The sequence below is a fragment of the Vibrio crassostreae genome, assembly GCF_024347415.1.
GTDB classification, from domain to species: domain Bacteria; phylum Pseudomonadota; class Gammaproteobacteria; order Enterobacterales; family Vibrionaceae; genus Vibrio; species Vibrio crassostreae.
Map to the genome: position 1 here is coordinate 549243 of NZ_AP025476.1, position 18508 is coordinate 567750.

Sequence of the window (18508 nt, forward strand, 5' to 3'; positions counted from 1 at the left end):
CTAATTTAAGCTCTAAAAATTATAGAGACTCAGTGAACGTACGTGCGATAACGTCACGTTGCTGTTCAGTTGTTAGAGAGTTGAAACGTACAGCGTAACCCGATACACGGATAGTTAGCTGTGGGTAGTTCTCTGGGTGAGCAACTGCGTCTTCTAGCGTTTCACGCTTAAGAACGTTAACGTTTAGGTGTTGGCCACCTTCGATGCGTGGTGCTGCTTCGATTGCAACTTCACGGCTTTCGTACTCGCCTAGGTCTGCAGCTGAGATAACTTGGTCAGCTTCGAAACCTGCAGTAGCAACAACACAACGAGCTTCATTCTTCTCGCTATCTAGTAGCCAGATTGAGTTTAGTAGGTCATCGTTTGCTGCTTTAGTAATTTGAATACCTTGGATCATAACTATCTCCTAGTCCACTGAATGTGGTTTGATTATGGTGTTAACTTTCGATTTTTATTGAGCTGAGTAATATATACCTAATATTAGTAAGGTTAACATTGATTTAAGTCAAAAAACAACCAAAAACCATATTTTTACAAAGGTAATTATCTTGAGGTAAATCAATAAAACCTTTAAAAACAAAGTAATTACAAAATATTTTAAAGTATAAAAAATATTTAACAGTTGTATTTGTTGTAAATTTACTACATTTGTTGTGTTTTTATTGAACAGAAACCGATACAACCCTTTATTTATTAAGCATTATGAAAGTGTAAAGTGATTTAATGACAAACAATAATTCATCCTCAAAACCGGAAACAAATATGAAGTTTATTGGCGCTCATGTGTCGGCTGCTGGTGGTGTTGATCAGGCGCCTATGCGTGCACGTGAAATAGGTGCCAATGCGTTTGCACTGTTTACCAAGAATCAGAGACAGTGGGCGGCAAAACCGCTAGAAGCGAAAACCATTAGTGCCTTCAAAGCCAATTGCAAAATGTTGGGCTTCGGTGCTGAGCACATTCTTCCTCATGACTCCTACCTTATTAACCTAGGAGCACCAGAGGAAGAGAAGCTAGAGAAATCACGCGCGGCTTTTATTGATGAGATGGAGCGTTGTAATCAACTTGGGTTAACGCTTTTGAATTTTCATCCTGGGAGTCATTTGAAGAAAATCTCAGAAAGCGAATGTTTGGCTAAGATCGCCGAGTCGATCAACCTAGCTCATCAAGCTGTACCTGACGTAATCGCGGTGATCGAGAATACGTCAGGGCAGGGCACTAACCTTGGTTGGAAGTTTGAACATCTAGCTGAGATTATCGAGCAGGTAGAAGATAAGTCACGTGTTGGCGTGTGCTTAGACACCTGCCATACGTTTACTGCTGGCTATGACTTACGTACAAAAGAGGCGTGTGAGCATACTTTTGCTGAGTTCGACCGCATTGTGGGTATGCACTATCTAAGAGCAATGCACATCAATGATTCAAAAGCTGAGTTCGCGAGTCGAGTTGATCGACACCATTCTTTAGGAAAAGGTGAAATTGGCTGGGATTGTTTTGACTATATTGCTTCTGATTCTCGCTTTAATGGTATCCCTCTTATCTTGGAAACGATTGATTCGACGATTTGGAAAGAGGAAATTCAACAACTTAGAATGTTTCATCGCTCAGCAACGGTAGTCAGCGAAGAAGCGTAATAATAGAAGGAAAAATTTATTTCCGTCTATTTCTAAAAATTGGCACCTTTCTTTCATAACATTAAAGTGAATATGTAGTTCACGATGTCTTAGAGGAGGTGCCTTTATGTATTCAATCACCCAAACTTCAACTGTTGCTGTCGCAAGTCGTTTACCAACACCAAACCGTCACGTGCATAACCATGGCCACCATCGTACACAACAGAAAAGTGGTTAATCGAGATAAACACAACTTGAACTGATTATTATGATTCATCAACAAGTGAACCCTACACATCATGTTTATTGATAGCTGTATGAGGTATAAATAGGGCGTGTTGATCTTTCGAGCTGATTTTTGCAGCGAGTTGCTGGGTATTTATACAAGGCAGAGGCTTTGACGTGTAGCTAGCCTACATGAGAAGCCGCTAACGCAGTAGAAATGACCAGCAAACGCTGCCCGGAGGGTTCGGCTAAAAGCGGTTTTACTCTTTGTTGAGGGAGATTTGCTTAGAATGACTAGGCTACTTCTCCCTCGCCTCGATTAAAACGCTTTTATCTCGAACAAAATTTAACCACGAAAGGTCAACACGCCCTAAAGCCTTATTTAGGACAGTTAGCCGATACAGCTATTTTTTTGTCTGGCGAAAGCCGCTAGAAACCTTGATGATTGGGAAGTAAAACGATGAGCGCACCAAAAACTTGGGAATCCATTATTAATGATGAACGTGACAAGGAGTACTTTCAGAGTGTCCTCGCGTTTGTTGAGCAGCAACGTAATAATGGGAAAACCGTCTACCCGCCACAAGATCAGGTGTTCAGTGCCTTTGATATGACGCCTTTCGAATCCGTGCGAGTAGTTATCTTAGGGCAAGATCCTTATCACGGTGCTAACCAAGCTCATGGTTTAGCATTCTCAGTCCTTCCTGGCGTGAAAATCCCCCCTTCTCTACGCAATATGTACAAAGAGCTTGCACAAGATATAGAGGGCTTTGAGATTCCTAGTCACGGTTATCTCGATTCTTGGGCATCGCAAGGGGTGTTGATGTTGAACACCGTTCTTACAGTAGAAGAGGCAAAAGCACACTCACATGCGAAATGTGGTTGGGAAACTTTTACTGATGCCATGATTGCTGAGCTCAATCAGCGTTCTGAACCGATCATTTTTTTGTTGTGGGGCGCACACGCCCAGAAGAAAGGCCAAGCGATTGATGAAGACAAACATCAAGTGTTGGTTGCACCTCACCCATCGCCATTATCGGCACGTCGTGGCTTCTTCGGTTGTCAGCATTTCTCAACAACCAACAAGTTACTTTCTTATATGGATCAACAACCTATTGACTGGTGTTTACCAACAGAAGTGTAGGTTGGTGGTTTTCTGAGCCGGGTCAAATCATAAATCAGTATCTTCGTATACACTTATAAACAGTAGGTGTAATGGAGTGCAATACTATGATGATTGAAAGGATAAGACGAGAGCATGGCTATATGGCTCGTTTGCTCGCGATACTCAACAATAAGTTAGAGCTTCTAAAACAAGAGCGAGAAATAAACTATAGCTTGATCGCAGAGGTGGTTGATTACCTGATGAACCATTCGGACAAAGTGCATCACCCTAAAGAAGACGTTATTTATCGCTACTATCTTAAACAATATGGCAGTGATCAAGCGATTGAAGACTTGGAGTTAGAGCATCAATTGCTTTCTGAGAAAACGGCGGACTTTTTAGGCGTGGTCGATATGATCCTTCAAGATGCGGTGGTTCCTCAGCAAGTCTTTATTGAGCAGCTTGAAGCGTTTGTTAAGGCTCAGAGAAAGCACATGGAATATGAAGAGAAGCATGTGCTACCAATGATTGTTGAGGCGTTCACGGTTAAGGATTGGCAAGAGGTTGAGTCACAGTGGCTTCAACCAGAAGACGACCCTGTTTTTGGGGACACGATTGCTGACCAATATCGCCAGCTCGCAGCTCGCGTTCGACAAAATGAGCAAGAGTGCGTTTAGTTAATATTAAGAGTGAGTCACACCTATTTCGAAGTGCCTTCTATATTAAGAGGTGACTGTTTGAGACTCCCTCTATATTAGTTGATTAGTTCTTAGTGCGGCGCTTTGAACGGATGCGATAGTCTAAACAATAAAAAAGGCACCTTTATAGGTGCCTTTTGCTATCTAATTTCTTATCGTGCTGATTAAAGCTTTATATCGTCAAGGCTAAAATCGAGACCGAGATTCATCTCTCTTAGCTCTTTCTCAAGCTGCCTGCGATCGTTGATGGCTTCGATTTCACGCCACTTACGCTTAAGTGGTTTCGAGCGTGTTTTTTGAGTTGCACGAGGCATTTCTAGTTCTGATACTTCATCGAATTGAAAGCTATCCATAAGCCATATCTCCTTCCGTGGGACTAGTTCTTACGAACCATTAAATATCATATTTAGGTTCACCATAACCTTGATTTGTTTCTCATTTGTTTCAAATCTATGAAGTTTTTGTTCTGTTTTTTTATGCATGCTCACACATTGAGGGACTTTTTATGTATAAAAAACAAGCAAACAAACCTAAGTAAACGATTAAATTAGGGGTTATTGAATGTTAATTCATTGTGCGAATGGAATAGTGTTTTGCCTATAATGCATTGAAGTGCACATGGTGCTATGCGGTATAGGGATCTCATTGGCCTAGAAAAAAACGAAGATCTTCACTATACCTTGTAAAACCTAGGCTGACGTCATTTTTATGGGATGGTGTTCTTGTTGGGGCGGAGCCGTGGCTGTTGTTGATATTATGTCCCGATAATGTGACTTTTATTGGGCTGTATTGTTGAAAGTTGTGTTAACAAAAGGTGTGTTATTAGTGAAATGTCATTTTAATATAAATGCATTTGCATATTGATTTTTAAGTCGTCTCGCTGCATTATCCGCCCGTCAAAAAATACACTGATACGTAAAATGGATGCATGAAGCGACATTTACAATCTAGATCGCAGCAAATAAATATAAAACGAATGCCGACACAACATTGACACTGGCATAGGCGATTTAGAGGAAGGCTAGGAAGCATGATCGGTGCTTAAACTCAATTACGAGGTTCACGTGACAGACTTAATCAATTTGATGAACGATCTCCTTTGGGGATCTATCTTAGTTTACTTACTGGTTGGTGTGGGTATCTACTTCACTGTACGACTAGGCTTCATTCAATTCCGCCATTTCGGCCACATGTTCTCTGTTCTGAGAAACAGCCGTAAAGCAGACAGTGCTGGTATCTCTTCTTTCCAAGCTCTTTGTACTAGTCTCGCTGCTCGTGTAGGTACGGGTAACATGGCAGGTGTTGCAGTAGCTTTAACCGCTGGTGGCCCTGGTGCTATCTTCTGGATGTGGCTAATCGCCATGCTAGGTATGGCAACATCGTTTGCTGAAAGTACACTGGCACAGCTATACAAAACGCGTGATAACGACGGTAACTACCGCGGCGGCCCTGCATACTACATGGAGAAAGGCCTAGGCATGCGTTGGATGGGGGTTCTATTCTCTATCTTCCTAATCATTGCATTCGGTCTTGTATTCAACGCGGTTCAAGCAAACGCGATTGCAAGCGCAATGAACACAGCATTTGACCTTGAGCGTAGCTACGTTGGTGTTGGTATCGTAATTATCTCTGCATTCGTTATTTTCGGTGGTATCCGTAAGATTGCACGTACTGCAGAAATCATCGTTCCAATCATGGCATTGGCTTACCTAGCGATCGCTATGTACGTGATGTTCGCGAACATCGAGAAAGTGCCTGAAGTATTGGCTCTTATCTTCAAGAGTGCATTCGGTCTGCAAGAAGCAGCGGCGGGTGGCCTAGGTTACGCAATCGCACAAGCGATGATTAACGGTATCAAACGTGGTTTGTTCTCGAACGAAGCGGGTATGGGTTCTGCGCCAAACGCAGCAGCTTCTGCTACGCCTTACCCGCCACACCCAGCATCACAAGGTTACGTGCAAATGCTAGGCGTGTTCATGGATACCATTGTTATCTGTTCAGCAACAGTAGCAATCATCCTGATGTCTGGTGAGTATGTACCACACGGTGAAGTTACGGGTATCGAACTAACGCAACGTGCACTAACAGCACAAGTTGGCGAATGGGGTGGCATCTTTGTAGCGGTAGCGATTTTCTTCTTCGCTTTCACTTCAATTATTGCAAACTACTCGTACGCTGAAACGAACCTTATCTTCCTAGAGCACAACAACAAGAAAGGCCTAGTGCTGTTCCGTATTGTTGTACTGGGTATGGTTATGTTCGGTTCTCTAGCGACACTACCAACGGTATGGGCCCTGGCTGACGTATCGATGGGCCTAATGGCGATTGTTAACTTGGTGGCGATTATCCTGCTATCAGGCATCGTGATTAAGCTTGCGAAAGACTACAACCGCCAACTAGACGCGGGTAAAGTACCGACATTTGATTCGAATGACTTCCCTGAGCTTAAGTCTCAACTGGAAGATGGTATTTGGGACAACAACAAGAAATAATCTTGTTGGAGCGATAAACCGCTCATCCTAAAATGATTAGAAAGGCTAAGGTTTCGACCTTAGCCTTTTTCTTTGCCTGTCATTTGTCTCATTCTGTCTATCAAAGCTTATTCTCCCTATCGAAGCTCATTCTCCCTATCAAAGTAATAGGAAGAGTCATAAAGACAAGTTGATGTTTTTTCTATACTCTAGCAGCATCCAGTTAGATAACCGATTAGGGTAAAGTTATGTTAGTTGTCGTTTCTCCAGCCAAAACACTTGATTACGAATCACCATTAGCGACTGAACGCTTTAGTCAGCCTGAGTTTGTTGAACACTCTGCTGAACTGATTGAAGAGTGCCGTAAACTGACGCCAGTCGATATTTCTGCACTGATGAAGGTGAGCGATAAAATCGCAGGGTTGAACGTAGCGCGCTTTGAGCAGTGGAGCGAGACCTTTACCCAAGACAACGCACGCCAAGCAATCCTAGCCTTTAAGGGCGATGTATACACTGGCTTAGATGCTGAGACGCTATCGGATGAAGATTTTGACTACGCACAAAATCACCTGCGCATGCTTTCTGGGTTATATGGCTTGCTTAAGCCGTTAGATTTGATGCAGCCTTACCGTCTAGAGATGGGCACACGCTTGGCGAATGCTCGTGGTACTAACTTGTACCAGTTCTGGGGCAACATCATTACAGACAAGCTGAATGAAGCGTTGAATGCTCAAGGCGACAATGTGCTGATCAACCTAGCATCTAACGAATACTTTAAAGCTGTGAAGCCGAAGAGCTTGGATGGCCAAGTGATTACCCCTGTATTCAAAGACTGCAAGAACGGTCAGTACAAGGTGATCAGTTTCTACGCGAAGAAAGCGCGTGGCATGATGGCTCGCTACATTATCGAGAACAAGATCGACTCGGTTGAAGCGCTGACTCAGTTTGATACAGCGGGTTACTACTTCGTTGAAGAAGAGTCGAACGCGAAAGAGCTTGTCTTCAAACGTGAAGAGCAAAACTAGACGTTATTGATTAATGGTCGTCACGCTCTATGGCGAGATGCCAACCAGATAGAGAAAAGCCCCATGCAGCGAACTGCATGGGGCTTTTTATTGAATCGTTGAAGCTATTAGATTATTTCTTCTTTGCTGCTTTCTTTTTCTTCGCGATTTTTTTCTTTTTCGCGATTTTTTGTTTCTCTACCGCTTTCTTATCTTCTTTCTTCGGCTTCTTTTTCTTAGTCACAGCCGCTTTCTTATGCGTAGGGCGCATGCCTTCGATGAAGCGTTCTTTGATTGGTTCGTCTGTGTAACGAGCCACACGTTCAATCATCAGTTGATCGTGCGCTTCAATGATAGAAACCGCGTTACCTTTTTTACCAGCACGAGCAGTACGGCCAATACGGTGTAGGTATACATCAGCAGTACGTGGCATGTCGTAGTTGATTACGTGGCTTACGTCTGGAAGGTCGATACCACGAGCCGCAACGTCAGTCGCTAGCAGTACGTTGACAGAACCGTCACGGAAACGAGCGATCGCGTTGTTACGACGATCTTGAGGCATTTCACCTTGGATCCACGCACATGGGATTTGCGCGCTTTCTAGTTGAGCACGAAGATCACCTAGGCGATCACGCGTCTTCAAGAATACGATGCTACGCTCAGCTTGCTCGGTGATGATGTGCTTTAGGATGTTCAGCTTGTGCTCTGCTGTATCTGCACGGTGGTACCACTGAGTGATCTTCTTACGCTCACGAAGTGATGATTTCGCATCGATCTCTGCTGGGTTTTTCAGTAGATCTTCAGTGAAGCCTTCAATGCCTTTACCTTCTAGCGTTGCTGAGAACAGTAAAGTTTGTTTACGCCAGCGACACTCTGCAGATAGACGGTCAACAACAGGACCAAAGCCCATGTCTAGCATACGGTCGGCTTCATCTAGAACTAGCCATTCAATTGCACGACAGTCAAAACGCTCGCCTTCAATGTATTCCATCAAACGACCAGGTGTTGCTACTACGATATCTTGAGTTGTGCTTAAGATATCTGCGTGCTCTTGGTACATAACACCGCCCGTGATCGTGAAGATATTTAGGCTAGTGTATTTAGCAAGCTCACGTGCTTGTTCGGTGATCTGCATTGCTAGCTCACGCGTTGGCGTCAGGATAAGCATACGAGCAGGGCCAGATTTCTTACGTGGAAAATCCAGTAGGTATTGCAGTGCTGGCAATACAAATGATGCTGTTTTACCAGTACCTGTTGGCGCAGAAGCCAAAACGTCTCTTCCATCTAACGCTTGTGGGATTGCTTCAGCTTGTATCTGTGTTGGACGTTCGTAGCCCATTTCGTCAATTGCTTTAAGCAGCTCTTGGTTTAGATCGAGTTCTGCAAAGGTTCTGATCACTGTTGTTTCTCCACAAGCAATAAATGTTTCTGCCTCAAAAAGCAGACGATAAAAAAGAGTAGTCGGACATTATAGAAGCATTAGTGATTAGGATCACATGGTATTTGCTACATCTTGAGATAAAAATCTTTCGTGAGCGCAATAAATGCTTCGCTATAACCACCTTGATGGTGAATTGTAAGCGATTCGCGCTGCAAATCTTGCTCGCAGGCAGGATCTTTAGATAACTCAAATAGAATTCGGCTAGCCGGTTTCTTGTCTGTTGTTCTCACATCAAGGCGTTTTGCTAGATACCAACCACATTGCTCGGCAAGCTTGATAAAACCTTCCCCCTCAGGCGTCGGTAGGATGAAACTGGCCGTCGCGGCTTCGGTTGTGATCTCGAAACAACGTTGAGCAAGCGCTAGGTGATCCAAGCTGTCGGTGTGTCTGGCGGTGGCTCTTTGGCTTTGCTGCGCCTGTTCTCCAGAGTTGAAGTAGGGCGGGTTACAGATGATCGCATCAAACTTCTGTGGAAAGCTTGCCGATAACACACTGTCGTGATGAAGCGAGACACGATTTTGCCAAGGCGACTGCTCAATATTGACAGTGGCAGCATCAATGGCGTGTTGATCAATATCTATCGCAGAGATTGAAGCATCCTCAAAACGCTGCGCAGCCATCAAGGCCAGCAGACCTGTTCCTGTTCCAATATCGAGTACACATGATCTTTGTGGCAGGCTTACCCACGCGCCAAGTAACACGCCATCGGTACTGACTGGCATACCGCTTTGCCCGCCGTAAATTGAGAATTGCTTAAAATTGAAGCTTTTAGTTTGCACTGTTTTGTCTTTCATTAATGTTCTGAGTATCAAGATATTTTAAGTGATTAGCTCTAATGTTAACCGCTTGTATGAATCAATGTTCTGCTTGGGAAACTATTGTTGTGAATTATGGTTAGTTTATAATTGTGGCTATTTTTCCATAGCCAGTGTAATCCACTGCTTTTTGTTCTCATATGCAAATTTATATGGTGTTTTTGTGTGGTGACTTGCAGCTAGCCAAGTGTTTCGTCATTATGCGCGACTATTTTATAGATTGATTGGCAGCTTTTAGCTGTAACATTCATGTAAGCACAACATAAACTCATAAATATAATTAAGGATTATCTGTGAAACAGAGTCTAAAACTAACAGATATAATGGCATTGGGCTTTATGCTTTTTGCGTTTTTCTTGGGTGCGGGTAACATCATCTTCCCACCTCTAGCTGGCCAATTAGCCGGTGATCACTTCCTTCCAGCGATGTCTGGTTTTCTGCTGACTGCCGTTGGTCTGCCGTTAATCACTATCGTCGCGGTCGCTGTGGCTGGTGGCTCTTGGGGTCACTTAACTAAAGATCTTCCAAAGCAAGCTGCAACTATCATGGCTGTTCTGATCTTTATCATTATCGGTCCTGCATTTGCTGCACCACGTACTGGCCTTGTTGCCTATGAGATGGCGGTGAAACCGTTCTTCATCGATGCCTCTCAAGCTCACCTAACTCTCTTTTCGATTGCATTTTTTGTAGTAGCGATGTTCTTCTCATGGTCGCAAGGTAAGCTTATTGACGTCATTGGCAAGGTACTGACACCTGCACTGTTCGTTGGTTTGGTTGTACTGGCGATTGCTGTGTTCGTTAACCCTCAAGGCGATATTCTTGCGGCTCACGGTGAGTACATCACTCAACCACTGACCAAAGGTTTCCTTGAAGGCTACAACACCATGGATACTTTTGCTTCTTTGATGTTTGGTATGCTGATTGTTGATGCGATTCGTAGCAAGGGCATTACTGACCGTGCTGCGACGACTAAGTACCTAATTAGCGCGGGTTGTATTGCCGCAGCGGGTCTAGCGTTTGTTTACATCTCTCTATTCTTCTTAGGCGCAACAAGTGCAACAGTAGCTGCCGGTGCAGACAATGGCGGTGCTATCTTAAGCCTATACGTTCAATCGTTGTTTGGTCCTTCTGGTCAGCTAGTGCTTTCTGTGATCGTACTATTAGCGTGTCTAACAACGGCGATTGGTCTTGTGTCAGCATGTTCGGATTACTTCAGCTCGCTAACGCCTCTGTCTTACAAGACTTGGGTAATCATCAACGGTGTGGCTTGTGCAACCGTTGCAAACGTTGGTCTTTCTCAACTGATTTCTCTGTCTGTTCCAGTACTATTTGCATTGTACCCAGTCGCTATCGCGTTGGTTGCTCTGACATTCTTGCGTAGCCGTTTCCCTAATCCAAAAGCGGCTTACCGCGTAGTAGTATTAGTGTCACTGCTGTTTGCTCTTATTGATGGCGCTAAAGTAGCGGGTGTAGACGTGTCTGCACTTAAGATGCTGCCACTGTTTGAGATCGGTATGGGTTGGTTGCTTCCAACGACTGCTGCAATCATCTGTATGTTCTTCGTTGGTAAATCAACAGAGCAAGAGATGGCTGAGGAGACTGTTTAATCTTCCGTTGAGATTAGATTGTCCTTCGAGATGAAATAGAAAAGGCCTCATTACTTCGCAGTAATGAGGCCTTTTTGTATTCTGTGGTCTTTTTATATTCAGCTACTTAGCTACTTAGCTACTTAGCTACTTAGTTAGGTGTACTTCTGTTTGGTTATAGCTTTTCGCTGTACTCAACCAGTACTTGCTCAACCCAGCTTGCGATACGGTCATCGCTAAGCTCGTATTGTGAATCTTCATCAAGCGCCAAACCAACGAATTGAGATTGGTCTTCCGTTAACGCTTTAGACGCTTCGAACTCGTAGCTGTCGTCGTTTGGCCAGAAGCCAACAAACTCTGCTCCAGCGGTTTTCAGTTCATCATGCAACAGACCCATCGCATCAAGGAACCATTCGCCGTAGCCTTCTTGGTCACCTAAACCAAACAGAGCCACAACCTTGCCTTTCATTGGCGTGGTTGCGATGTCTTCCCACAGTTCATTCCAATCTTCTTGGATTTCACCGAAGTCCCAAGTCGAGATGCCCAGCAATAAAAGGTCGTAGTCCGCCATCAATGAAAGAGGGGTTTCTTTCACGTTATGGATATCAACTAGGTCTTCACCAATAATGCCGCGAATTTTCTCTGCTGCCATTTCGGTGTAGCAGGTGGTTGAGCCGTAAAATAATCCAATTTTCATAGCAAACGTTCGATTTTAATTTCAGATGGCGAATTCTAACCATAAATCGACTTCGATTGCAGCGATTATCCGCTCAAGTCGTAATTTTTATGGCATTCATATTTGCTCTGGCATACTCTCAAAACAGTTTCCAATATTGTGAGTAACACTATGCAGTCGCCTCAAGGGCAGAGCGAAGACCACGGTCTCGTTGAGCAGTTTTTAGATGCTATGTGGATGGAGCGAGGATTATCGGAGAATACGCTGGTTTCGTACCGTACCGATTTGTCCAAGTTATTAGCGTGGATGGAAAAGAACAATTACCGCCTCGACTTCATTAGCCTTTCAGGTTTACAGGATTATCAAGGCTGGTTAGCCGACGCTGATTTTAAGCAGACTTCTCGTGCCCGTATGTTGTCGGCGATTCGTCGCTTGTTCCAATACTTACACCGCGAGAAAATCAGAGGTGATGATCCAAGTGCTTTGTTGATCAGCCCGAAGTTACCGCAACGCTTGCCGAAAGATTTGAGCGAAGAGCAGGTGGACGCTTTGCTCGATACGCCAGATCCGAACGATCCGATTGAGCTTCGCGATAAGGCGATGCTTGAGTTACTCTATGCAACGGGTTTGCGTGTGACAGAACTGGTTAGCTTGACGATGGAAAACATCAGCCTAAGACAGGGCGTGGTGCGTGTTATTGGTAAGGGTGGCAAAGAACGCTTGGTACCAATGGGTGAAAATGCGGTGGATTGGATAGAGACTTTTATTGAACAAGGTCGTCCACATCTACTCGGTGAAAACAGTTCTGATGTGGTTTTTCCGAGTAAACGCGCAAAGCAAATGACCCGTCAGACGTTCTGGTATCGTATCAAGCATTACTCGGTCGTTGCTGGTATCGACACAGAGTTATTGTCACCACACGTGTTGAGACACGCTTTTGCGACTCATTTACTGAACTATGGTGCTGATCTCAGGGTCGTACAGATGTTACTTGGGCATAGTGACTTATCGACAACCCAAATTTATACTCACGTGGCAACTGAAAGGCTGAAGCAAATTCACGCGCAGCATCACCCACGTGCTTAAATCCATTTATTTTTAAGGTGAACTTAATGAGCGTATTACGCCGTCTTCCTCTATTAGCGCTTCCTCTTATGATTACAGCATGTAATGCATCAGAAGCGAAAGTAGAAACAACATCAACAGCCGTAGAAGCTGCTCCTGCTCAAGCTATTGATACTGCAGCGTTAACTAAGCGTTTTGAAAAAATCGGCATTAAGGTCGATAAGATTGTTCCTTCGGATATCGATGGTCTTTTAGAAGTTCAAACCAACAGCGGCATTATCTTTTCCTCTCCTAAGGGCGACCATTTTCTAGCCGGTACACTTTACTCTTTGGATGACAACGGCAAGTTCAGTGATGTTTTGGCTGAGCGTCAAGCTCCGTTGAATGCTGAAAAAGTAGCAGCAATGTCGGATACGGTTATCGAATATAAAGCTGATAACGAAAAGTACGTTGTGACGGTATTTACGGATATTACCTGTGGCTACTGTGTTCGTCTGCACAGCCAAATGCAGGGCTACAACGATCTGGGTATTACCGTTCGTTACATGGCTTACCCGCGTCAAGGCGCGACAGGACAAGTGGCCGATCAAATGGCGGCAATCTGGGCGTCAGATGATCCAAAAACAGCTATGCATGACGCTAAAGTAAATCGTCAAATGCCTGCGTCTGGTAAAGACCTAGCAGAGCAGAAGCAGATCATTGCTAAACAATACCAATTGGGTCGTGAGCTTGGTATCAATGGCACACCGGCTATCGTATTAGCAAGTGGTGAGTTGGTGAGTGGTTACTTACCGCCAGCACAACTTCTTCAACGTTTAGAGCAATAATCTCGTTTTCTGTATTGCCATTTATCCCCCATGTTTTTGATTTAAGGAGTGGCCTGATTGATATCGGGCCCATTTTTATATGATAGAGATCCAACGCCGTCCTGAGGTCGACATTTCAGTCTTACCTGCTCACTTACCTGACTTATTAAAGCGTATTTATGTGAGTCGTGGAATCGACAGTGCTGACCAACTAGAGACAGCAGCGAAAGGCTTGCACTCTTATCAAAAACTGGGTGGCATTGATGCTGCGGTTGAACTGTTGTTCAAGGCCATTCAGCAGCAAAAACGCATCATCATTGTTGGTGACTTTGATGCCGATGGCGCAACCAGTTCAGCGTTGTCCGTACTTGCTCTACGTATGTTGGGCAGTTCTAACGTCGATTATCTGGTACCAAACCGTTTTGAAGATGGTTATGGCTTGAGCCCTGAGGTTGTCGAACAGGCAATCGAGCTTGGCGCCGAAGTGATCATGACGGTTGATAACGGTGTCTCTTCTATTGAAGGTGTTCGTTTCGCTAAAGAGAAAGGACTAGAAGTTCTGGTTACCGATCATCACTTGCCGGGCAATGAACTGCCAATGGTTGATGCGATGGTTAACCCAAACCTTGAGAGCTGTGCTTTTCCTTCGAAAGCTCTAGCGGGTGTTGGTGTCGCTTTTTATCTGATGATGGCATTGTGTGTTCACATGCGTAAGTTGGGTTGGTTTGCTCAACACGGCATGACAGAACCTAAGTTGATGGAACTGATTGACCTTGTGGCGCTGGGCACGGTTGCTGACGTGGTTCCACTCGATGAAAACAATCGAATTTTAGTGCATCAAGGTTTGCAACGTATTCGTGCGGGTAAAGCTCGCCCGGGTATTCAAGCCTTGATCGAAATTTCCAAGCGAGACGCTAAGCGATTAGTCGCCTCTGATTTTGGTTTTGCACTGGGCCCTCGCATTAATGCGGCTGGTCGATTGGACGACATGTCTTTTGGTGTTGAACTGCTAATGAGCAACAACATCCACGCGGCGCGTCGTATGGCGAGTGAACTCGATGGCTTGAACCAAACGCGTAAAGAGATCGAAGAGGGCATGAAGCAAGAAGCGATGGCTTTTTGTGAGCGCCTTGAATTTGGTAAAGATGACCTACCGTCTGGCTTAGCCCTATTCCAACGTGATTGGCACCAAGGTGTGATTGGTATATTGGCTTCACGTATCAAAGATAAATACCACCGCCCAGTGATTGCGTTTGCAGATGGTGGCGAAGGAAGCATTAAGGGCTCTTGTCGCTCGATTCCGGGTTTGCACATGCGCGATGCGCTAGACCGTATCGACACTCAAAACCCAGGCTTGATTCTTAAGTTTGGTGGCCACGCAATGGCTGCTGGCTTAACGATCATGGAAAAGGATTTTGAACGCTTCAGCAAGCTGTTCAATGATGTGGTGAAGAATGAACTTGGAGAAACAGCACTGAAGGGCATTATCTTGTCTGACGGAGAGCTGTTACCAGAAGAGTTCTCGATGCACACTGCTGAAACGCTGCGTTCAGGTGGCCCGTGGGGACAAGCTTTCCCTGAGCCAATCTTCGACGGTGAATTTAAAGTGCTGCACCAAAAGTTGGTGGGTGAAAAGCACCTTAAGCTGATGCTTGAGCCGCTATACAAAGGTCATCCAACCAATGTGATGATTGACGGTATTGCCTTTAACGTCGACCTACGTCGCTGGCCAGATGCCTCAGTGAAAACCGTTCACCTTGCATTTAAGCTCGATATCAACGAATTTCGCGGCAACCAATCGTTGCAGCTGATGATTGATCATATCGAAGCCAAATAGTTATTTTGGGCTCAATAATGCTCATCCTATAGCGCCAGATTCAACAAGCTCTGTTCAAAAACAGGGCTTGTTTTCCTTCCTGCCCTTACAAATTTTACGTGTTTTTTCTGCCTGTCAATTTTATATCCCATTAAGTTGTTGAATCTTCGTTCGCCACTCTAAAAAATTCTGTATCTCCGTCACACTTTTGAGTACAATTCTCCGGTTAAATTCTACTCATAAATGATGAGCTAAAATGTTTGAAATCAATCCTATAAAAAACCGTCTGCAGGATGTGTCTGAGCGCACAAATATCCTGAGGGGGTATCTTTGACTATGACGCTAAGCAAGAGCGTCTAGAAGAAGTAAACGCAGAATTAGAACAACCGGATGTATGGAACGAACCTGAGCGTGCACAAGCGCTAGGTAAAGAACGTTCTGCATTGGAAGCGGTAGTAGAAACGATCGACCAACTTGACCAAGGTGTTGAGGATGTTGATGGCCTGCTAGAGCTTGCGGTTGAAGAAGAAGATCAAGAAACATTCGATGAAATTGAACCAGAACTAGCCGAGCTTGAAGCTAAGCTAGAGAAACTGGAATTCCGTCGTATGTTCTCTGGTGATCACGATGCATCAGATTGCTACATCGATCTGCAGTCCGGTTCGGGCGGTACAGAAGCTCAAGACTGGACTTCAATGATGTTGCGCATGTACTTACGTTGGGCAGATTCGAAAGGCTTCAAGACTGAAGTTATCGAAGTGTCTGATGGCGATGTTGCTGGCCTTAAAGGCGCAACGGTACGTATCTCTGGTGAGTATGCTTACGGCTGGTTACGTACAGAGACTGGTGTTCACCGTCTAGTTCGTAAATCACCATTTGATTCAAGTGGTCGTCGTCATACTTCATTTGCATCTGCGTTTATCTATCCTGAGATTGATGACAACATTACGATCGACATTAATCCTTCTGACCTACGTATTGACGTATACCGTGCCTCTGGCGCTGGTGGTCAGCACGTAAACACCACGGAATCGGCGGTACGTATTACTCACGTTCCGACCAACACCGTGGTTCAGTGTCAGAATGACCGTTCGCAGCATAAGAACAAAGATCAAGCGATGAAGCAGCTACGTGCTAAGCTTTTTGAACTTGAGATTCAAAAACAAAATGCTGAAAAACAAGCGAGCGAAGAAACGAAATCAGACATCGGTTGGGGCAGTCAGATCCGCTCTTACGTACTGGATGATTCTCGTATCAAAGATTTACGCACCGGCATCGAAAACCGTAATACTCAAGCGGTTCTTGACGGTGACTTAGACAAGTTTATTGAAGCTAGCCTGAAATCAGGTCTGTAAGCTTTATCAACTATTAAGCTTTACCAATAATATTGGTAAAAATGCCTATATTTGCAAAAATATAGCGGTCCAAATTTTAAAAGCAGGGTACATCTCTAATGACTGATGCTGTTCAAAACGAAAACGCACAAGAAGCTTCTTCACCTGAAGAGAACAAACTAATCGCTGAGCGCCGCAGCAAGCTGGATCACATCCGCCAAAACTGCAAAGCTAACGGTCACCCAAATGACTTCCGTCGTGAGCACCTAGCTGGCGATCTTCAAGCGGAGTTCGGTGAGAAGACTAAGGAAGAGCTAGAAGAGCTTAACCACATCGTTGCGATCGCTGGTCGTGTAATGGCGAAGCGTGGTCCATTCCTTGCGATTCAAGAAACTTCTGGTCGTATCCAAGCATACGCAGCGAAAGACGTACAAAAAGTACTGAAAGAGAAGTATCAAGGCCTAGATATCGGTGACATCATCGGTGTTAAAGGTGCGCTTCACAAATCAGGTAAAGGTGACCTTTACGTGAACATGGAAGAGTTTGAATTGCTGACTAAAGCACTTCGTCCTCTACCAGAGAAGTTCCACGGTCTAACTGACCAAGAGATGCGTTACCGTCAGCGTTACGTTGACCTAATCGTGAACGAAGATTCTCGCAATGCATTCATCGTGCGTTCTAAGCTTGTATCTTCAATCCGTAACTTCATGAGCGCGAAAGGCTACCTAGAAGTTGAAACGCCAATGATGCACGTGATCCCGGGTGGTGCGACTGCACGTCCATTCATCACTCACCACAATGCATTAGACATCGACATGTACCTACGTGTTGCACCAGAGCTTTACCTTAAGCGTCTAGTGGTTGGTGGTTTTGACCGTGTATTCGAGATCAACCGTAACTTCCGTAACGAAGGTCTATCTCCACGTCACAACCCAGAATTCACAATGATGGAATTCTACCAAGCGTACTCTGACTACAAAGACCTTATGGATCTGACTGAAGAGATGCTAAGCACGGCAGCAATGGACGTTCTTGGTTCTACTTCTATGCCTTACGGTGACGAAACGGTTGAGTTCGGTGGCACTTACGCTCGCATGAGCATGTTCGATGCAATCAAGCACTACAACCCTGAGCACGCTGAGATTCAAGCGCTAACAGAAGCAGACCTACAAGACCGTGAGAAGATGGTTGCTATCGCAAAATCTGTACACGTAGACGTAGAAACGTTCTGGACATGTGGTCAGCTTCTAGAAGAGATCTTTGGTGAAACGGCTGAGCCTCAGCTAATTCAACCAACGTTCATCACTGGCTACCCAGCGGACATCTCTCCTCTAGCACGTCGTAGCGATGACAACCCATTCTTCACAGACCGTTTTGAGTTCTTCATCGGTGGCCGTGAAGTAGCGAATGGTTTCTCTGAGCTTAACGATGCACAAGACCAAGACGAGCGTTTTAAAGCGCAAGTTAACGCGAAAGACGCGGGTGATGATGAAGCTATGTACTACGATGCAGACTACATTACTGCACTAGAGCACGGCCTACCGCCAACAGCAGGTCAAGGTATCGGTATCGACCGTCTAGCAATGCTATTTACAAACACGCACACAATCCGTGACGTGATCTTGTTCCCGGCAATGCGTCCACAAGCGTAATTCTCGCTTATAGGGCGTAACAGCCTATGTAATTAAAAAGCCACCTTCGGGTGGCTTTTTCTGTTTTTGGGCTTCAAAACCTAGTCTGTACCGCACTCTTGATTCGAAAAATCGTTATTTCTGACATAGTCTTACTATTGAGACATAAAATCTAAGATAGTCTCACTACTATACGTCTCTGCGCTGAATACGATCTCGCGGCATTT

At 44.7% G+C, this 18508-nt stretch carries 16 protein-coding genes; 11 read left to right on the plus strand and 5 right to left on the minus strand.

The window, feature by feature from the left end:
* Nucleotides 1-19: 19 nt before the first annotated feature.
* Nucleotides 20-397 carry an autonomous glycyl radical cofactor GrcA gene (grcA, locus tag OC193_RS02530; protein WP_017059315.1) on the minus strand — a complete coding sequence of 126 codons (378 nt, stop codon included), beginning with the start codon at nucleotides 395-397 and terminating at the stop codon, nucleotides 20-22.
* A gap of 326 nt (nucleotides 398-723) precedes the next feature.
* Here grcA and nfo point away from each other — a divergent pair, with 326 nt between their 5' ends.
* The 3 genes from nfo to OC193_RS02545 all read left to right on the plus strand — a co-directional run bounded on the left by nfo (nucleotide 724) and on the right by OC193_RS02545 (nucleotide 3615).
* Complete coding sequence (nfo, locus tag OC193_RS02535; RefSeq protein WP_048662674.1) at nucleotides 724-1632, plus strand: deoxyribonuclease IV; 909 nt, start codon at nucleotides 724-726, stop codon at nucleotides 1630-1632.
* A gap of 664 nt (nucleotides 1633-2296) precedes the next feature.
* Nucleotides 2297-2977, plus strand: coding sequence for a uracil-DNA glycosylase (ung, locus tag OC193_RS02540; protein WP_048662675.1), 681 nt, complete (start codon nucleotides 2297-2299; stop codon nucleotides 2975-2977).
* Between the two features lie 86 nt (nucleotides 2978-3063).
* Nucleotides 3064-3615 carry a hemerythrin domain-containing protein gene (locus tag OC193_RS02545; RefSeq protein WP_048658054.1) on the plus strand — a complete coding sequence of 184 codons (552 nt, stop codon included), beginning with the start codon at nucleotides 3064-3066 and terminating at the stop codon, nucleotides 3613-3615.
* A 185-nt stretch (nucleotides 3616-3800) separates the two neighbouring features.
* Here the strand turns inward: OC193_RS02545 and OC193_RS02550 are convergent, their stop codons facing one another.
* Nucleotides 3801-3989, minus strand: a complete 189-nt coding sequence (locus OC193_RS02550; RefSeq protein WP_008224353.1) for a DUF3545 family protein — start codon at nucleotides 3987-3989, stop codon at nucleotides 3801-3803.
* A gap of 711 nt (nucleotides 3990-4700) precedes the next feature.
* Here OC193_RS02550 and OC193_RS02555 point away from each other — a divergent pair.
* Both OC193_RS02555 and yaaA read left to right on the plus strand, forming a co-directional pair.
* Entirely contained in the window at nucleotides 4701-6128 is a 1428-nt protein-coding gene (locus OC193_RS02555; protein ID WP_032545312.1) for an alanine/glycine:cation symporter family protein, read from the plus strand.
* Nucleotides 6129-6355: 227 nt separating this feature from the next.
* A complete protein-coding gene (gene yaaA, locus OC193_RS02560) occupies nucleotides 6356-7132 on the plus strand; it encodes a peroxide stress protein YaaA (RefSeq protein ID WP_048662676.1) in 777 nt (258 codons plus the stop codon).
* Between the two features lie 112 nt (nucleotides 7133-7244).
* Here yaaA and srmB read toward each other — a convergent pair whose 3' ends face one another.
* The gene (gene srmB / locus OC193_RS02565) at nucleotides 7245-8510 is read right to left on the minus strand and encodes an ATP-dependent RNA helicase SrmB (RefSeq protein WP_048658056.1); all 1266 of its coding nucleotides are present in this window, start codon (nucleotides 8508-8510) and stop codon (nucleotides 7245-7247) included.
* A 107-nt stretch (nucleotides 8511-8617) separates the two neighbouring features.
* A complete protein-coding gene (locus OC193_RS02570) occupies nucleotides 8618-9346 on the minus strand; it encodes a tRNA1(Val) (adenine(37)-N6)-methyltransferase (RefSeq protein WP_048662677.1) in 729 nt (242 codons plus the stop codon).
* Nucleotides 9347-9660: 314 nt separating this feature from the next.
* Here OC193_RS02570 and brnQ point away from each other — a divergent pair, with 314 nt between their 5' ends.
* Nucleotides 9661-10974, plus strand: coding sequence for a branched-chain amino acid transport system II carrier protein (gene brnQ, locus OC193_RS02575; protein ID WP_048662678.1), 1314 nt, complete (start codon nucleotides 9661-9663; stop codon nucleotides 10972-10974).
* Between the two features lie 154 nt (nucleotides 10975-11128).
* Here brnQ and fldB read toward each other — a convergent pair whose 3' ends face one another.
* On the minus strand, nucleotides 11129-11650 hold the full coding sequence (gene fldB, locus OC193_RS02580; protein WP_019820572.1) for a flavodoxin FldB: 522 nt from the start codon (nucleotides 11648-11650) through the stop codon (nucleotides 11129-11131).
* Nucleotides 11651-11800: 150 nt separating this feature from the next.
* Between fldB and xerD the strand changes: the two genes are divergently transcribed.
* From xerD to lysS, 5 genes are all read left to right on the plus strand, one after another.
* Entirely contained in the window at nucleotides 11801-12715 is a 915-nt protein-coding gene (gene xerD / locus OC193_RS02585; protein ID WP_048662679.1) for a site-specific tyrosine recombinase XerD, read from the plus strand.
* 26 nt (nucleotides 12716-12741) lie between these two features.
* Nucleotides 12742-13521 carry a thioredoxin fold domain-containing protein gene (locus tag OC193_RS02590; protein WP_017059328.1) on the plus strand — a complete coding sequence of 260 codons (780 nt, stop codon included), beginning with the start codon at nucleotides 12742-12744 and terminating at the stop codon, nucleotides 13519-13521.
* 79 nt (nucleotides 13522-13600) lie between these two features.
* The gene (recJ, locus tag OC193_RS02595; RefSeq protein ID WP_048662680.1) at nucleotides 13601-15337 is read left to right on the plus strand and encodes a single-stranded-DNA-specific exonuclease RecJ; all 1737 of its coding nucleotides are present in this window, start codon (nucleotides 13601-13603) and stop codon (nucleotides 15335-15337) included.
* A 235-nt stretch (nucleotides 15338-15572) separates the two neighbouring features.
* Nucleotides 15573-16671 (plus strand): peptide chain release factor 2 gene (prfB, locus tag OC193_RS02600; RefSeq protein WP_102300662.1). Its coding sequence is split into 2 segments (ribosomal slippage): nucleotides 15573-15647 and nucleotides 15649-16671, totalling 1098 coding nucleotides; the frame shifts between segments, so codons are not numbered across the junction.
* A 98-nt stretch (nucleotides 16672-16769) separates the two neighbouring features.
* Nucleotides 16770-18302: a lysine--tRNA ligase gene (gene lysS, locus OC193_RS02605; RefSeq protein ID WP_017059330.1), complete on the plus strand. Its 1533-nt coding sequence runs from the start codon at nucleotides 16770-16772 to the stop codon at nucleotides 18300-18302.
* The last annotated feature ends 206 nt before the right edge of the window (nucleotides 18303-18508 follow it).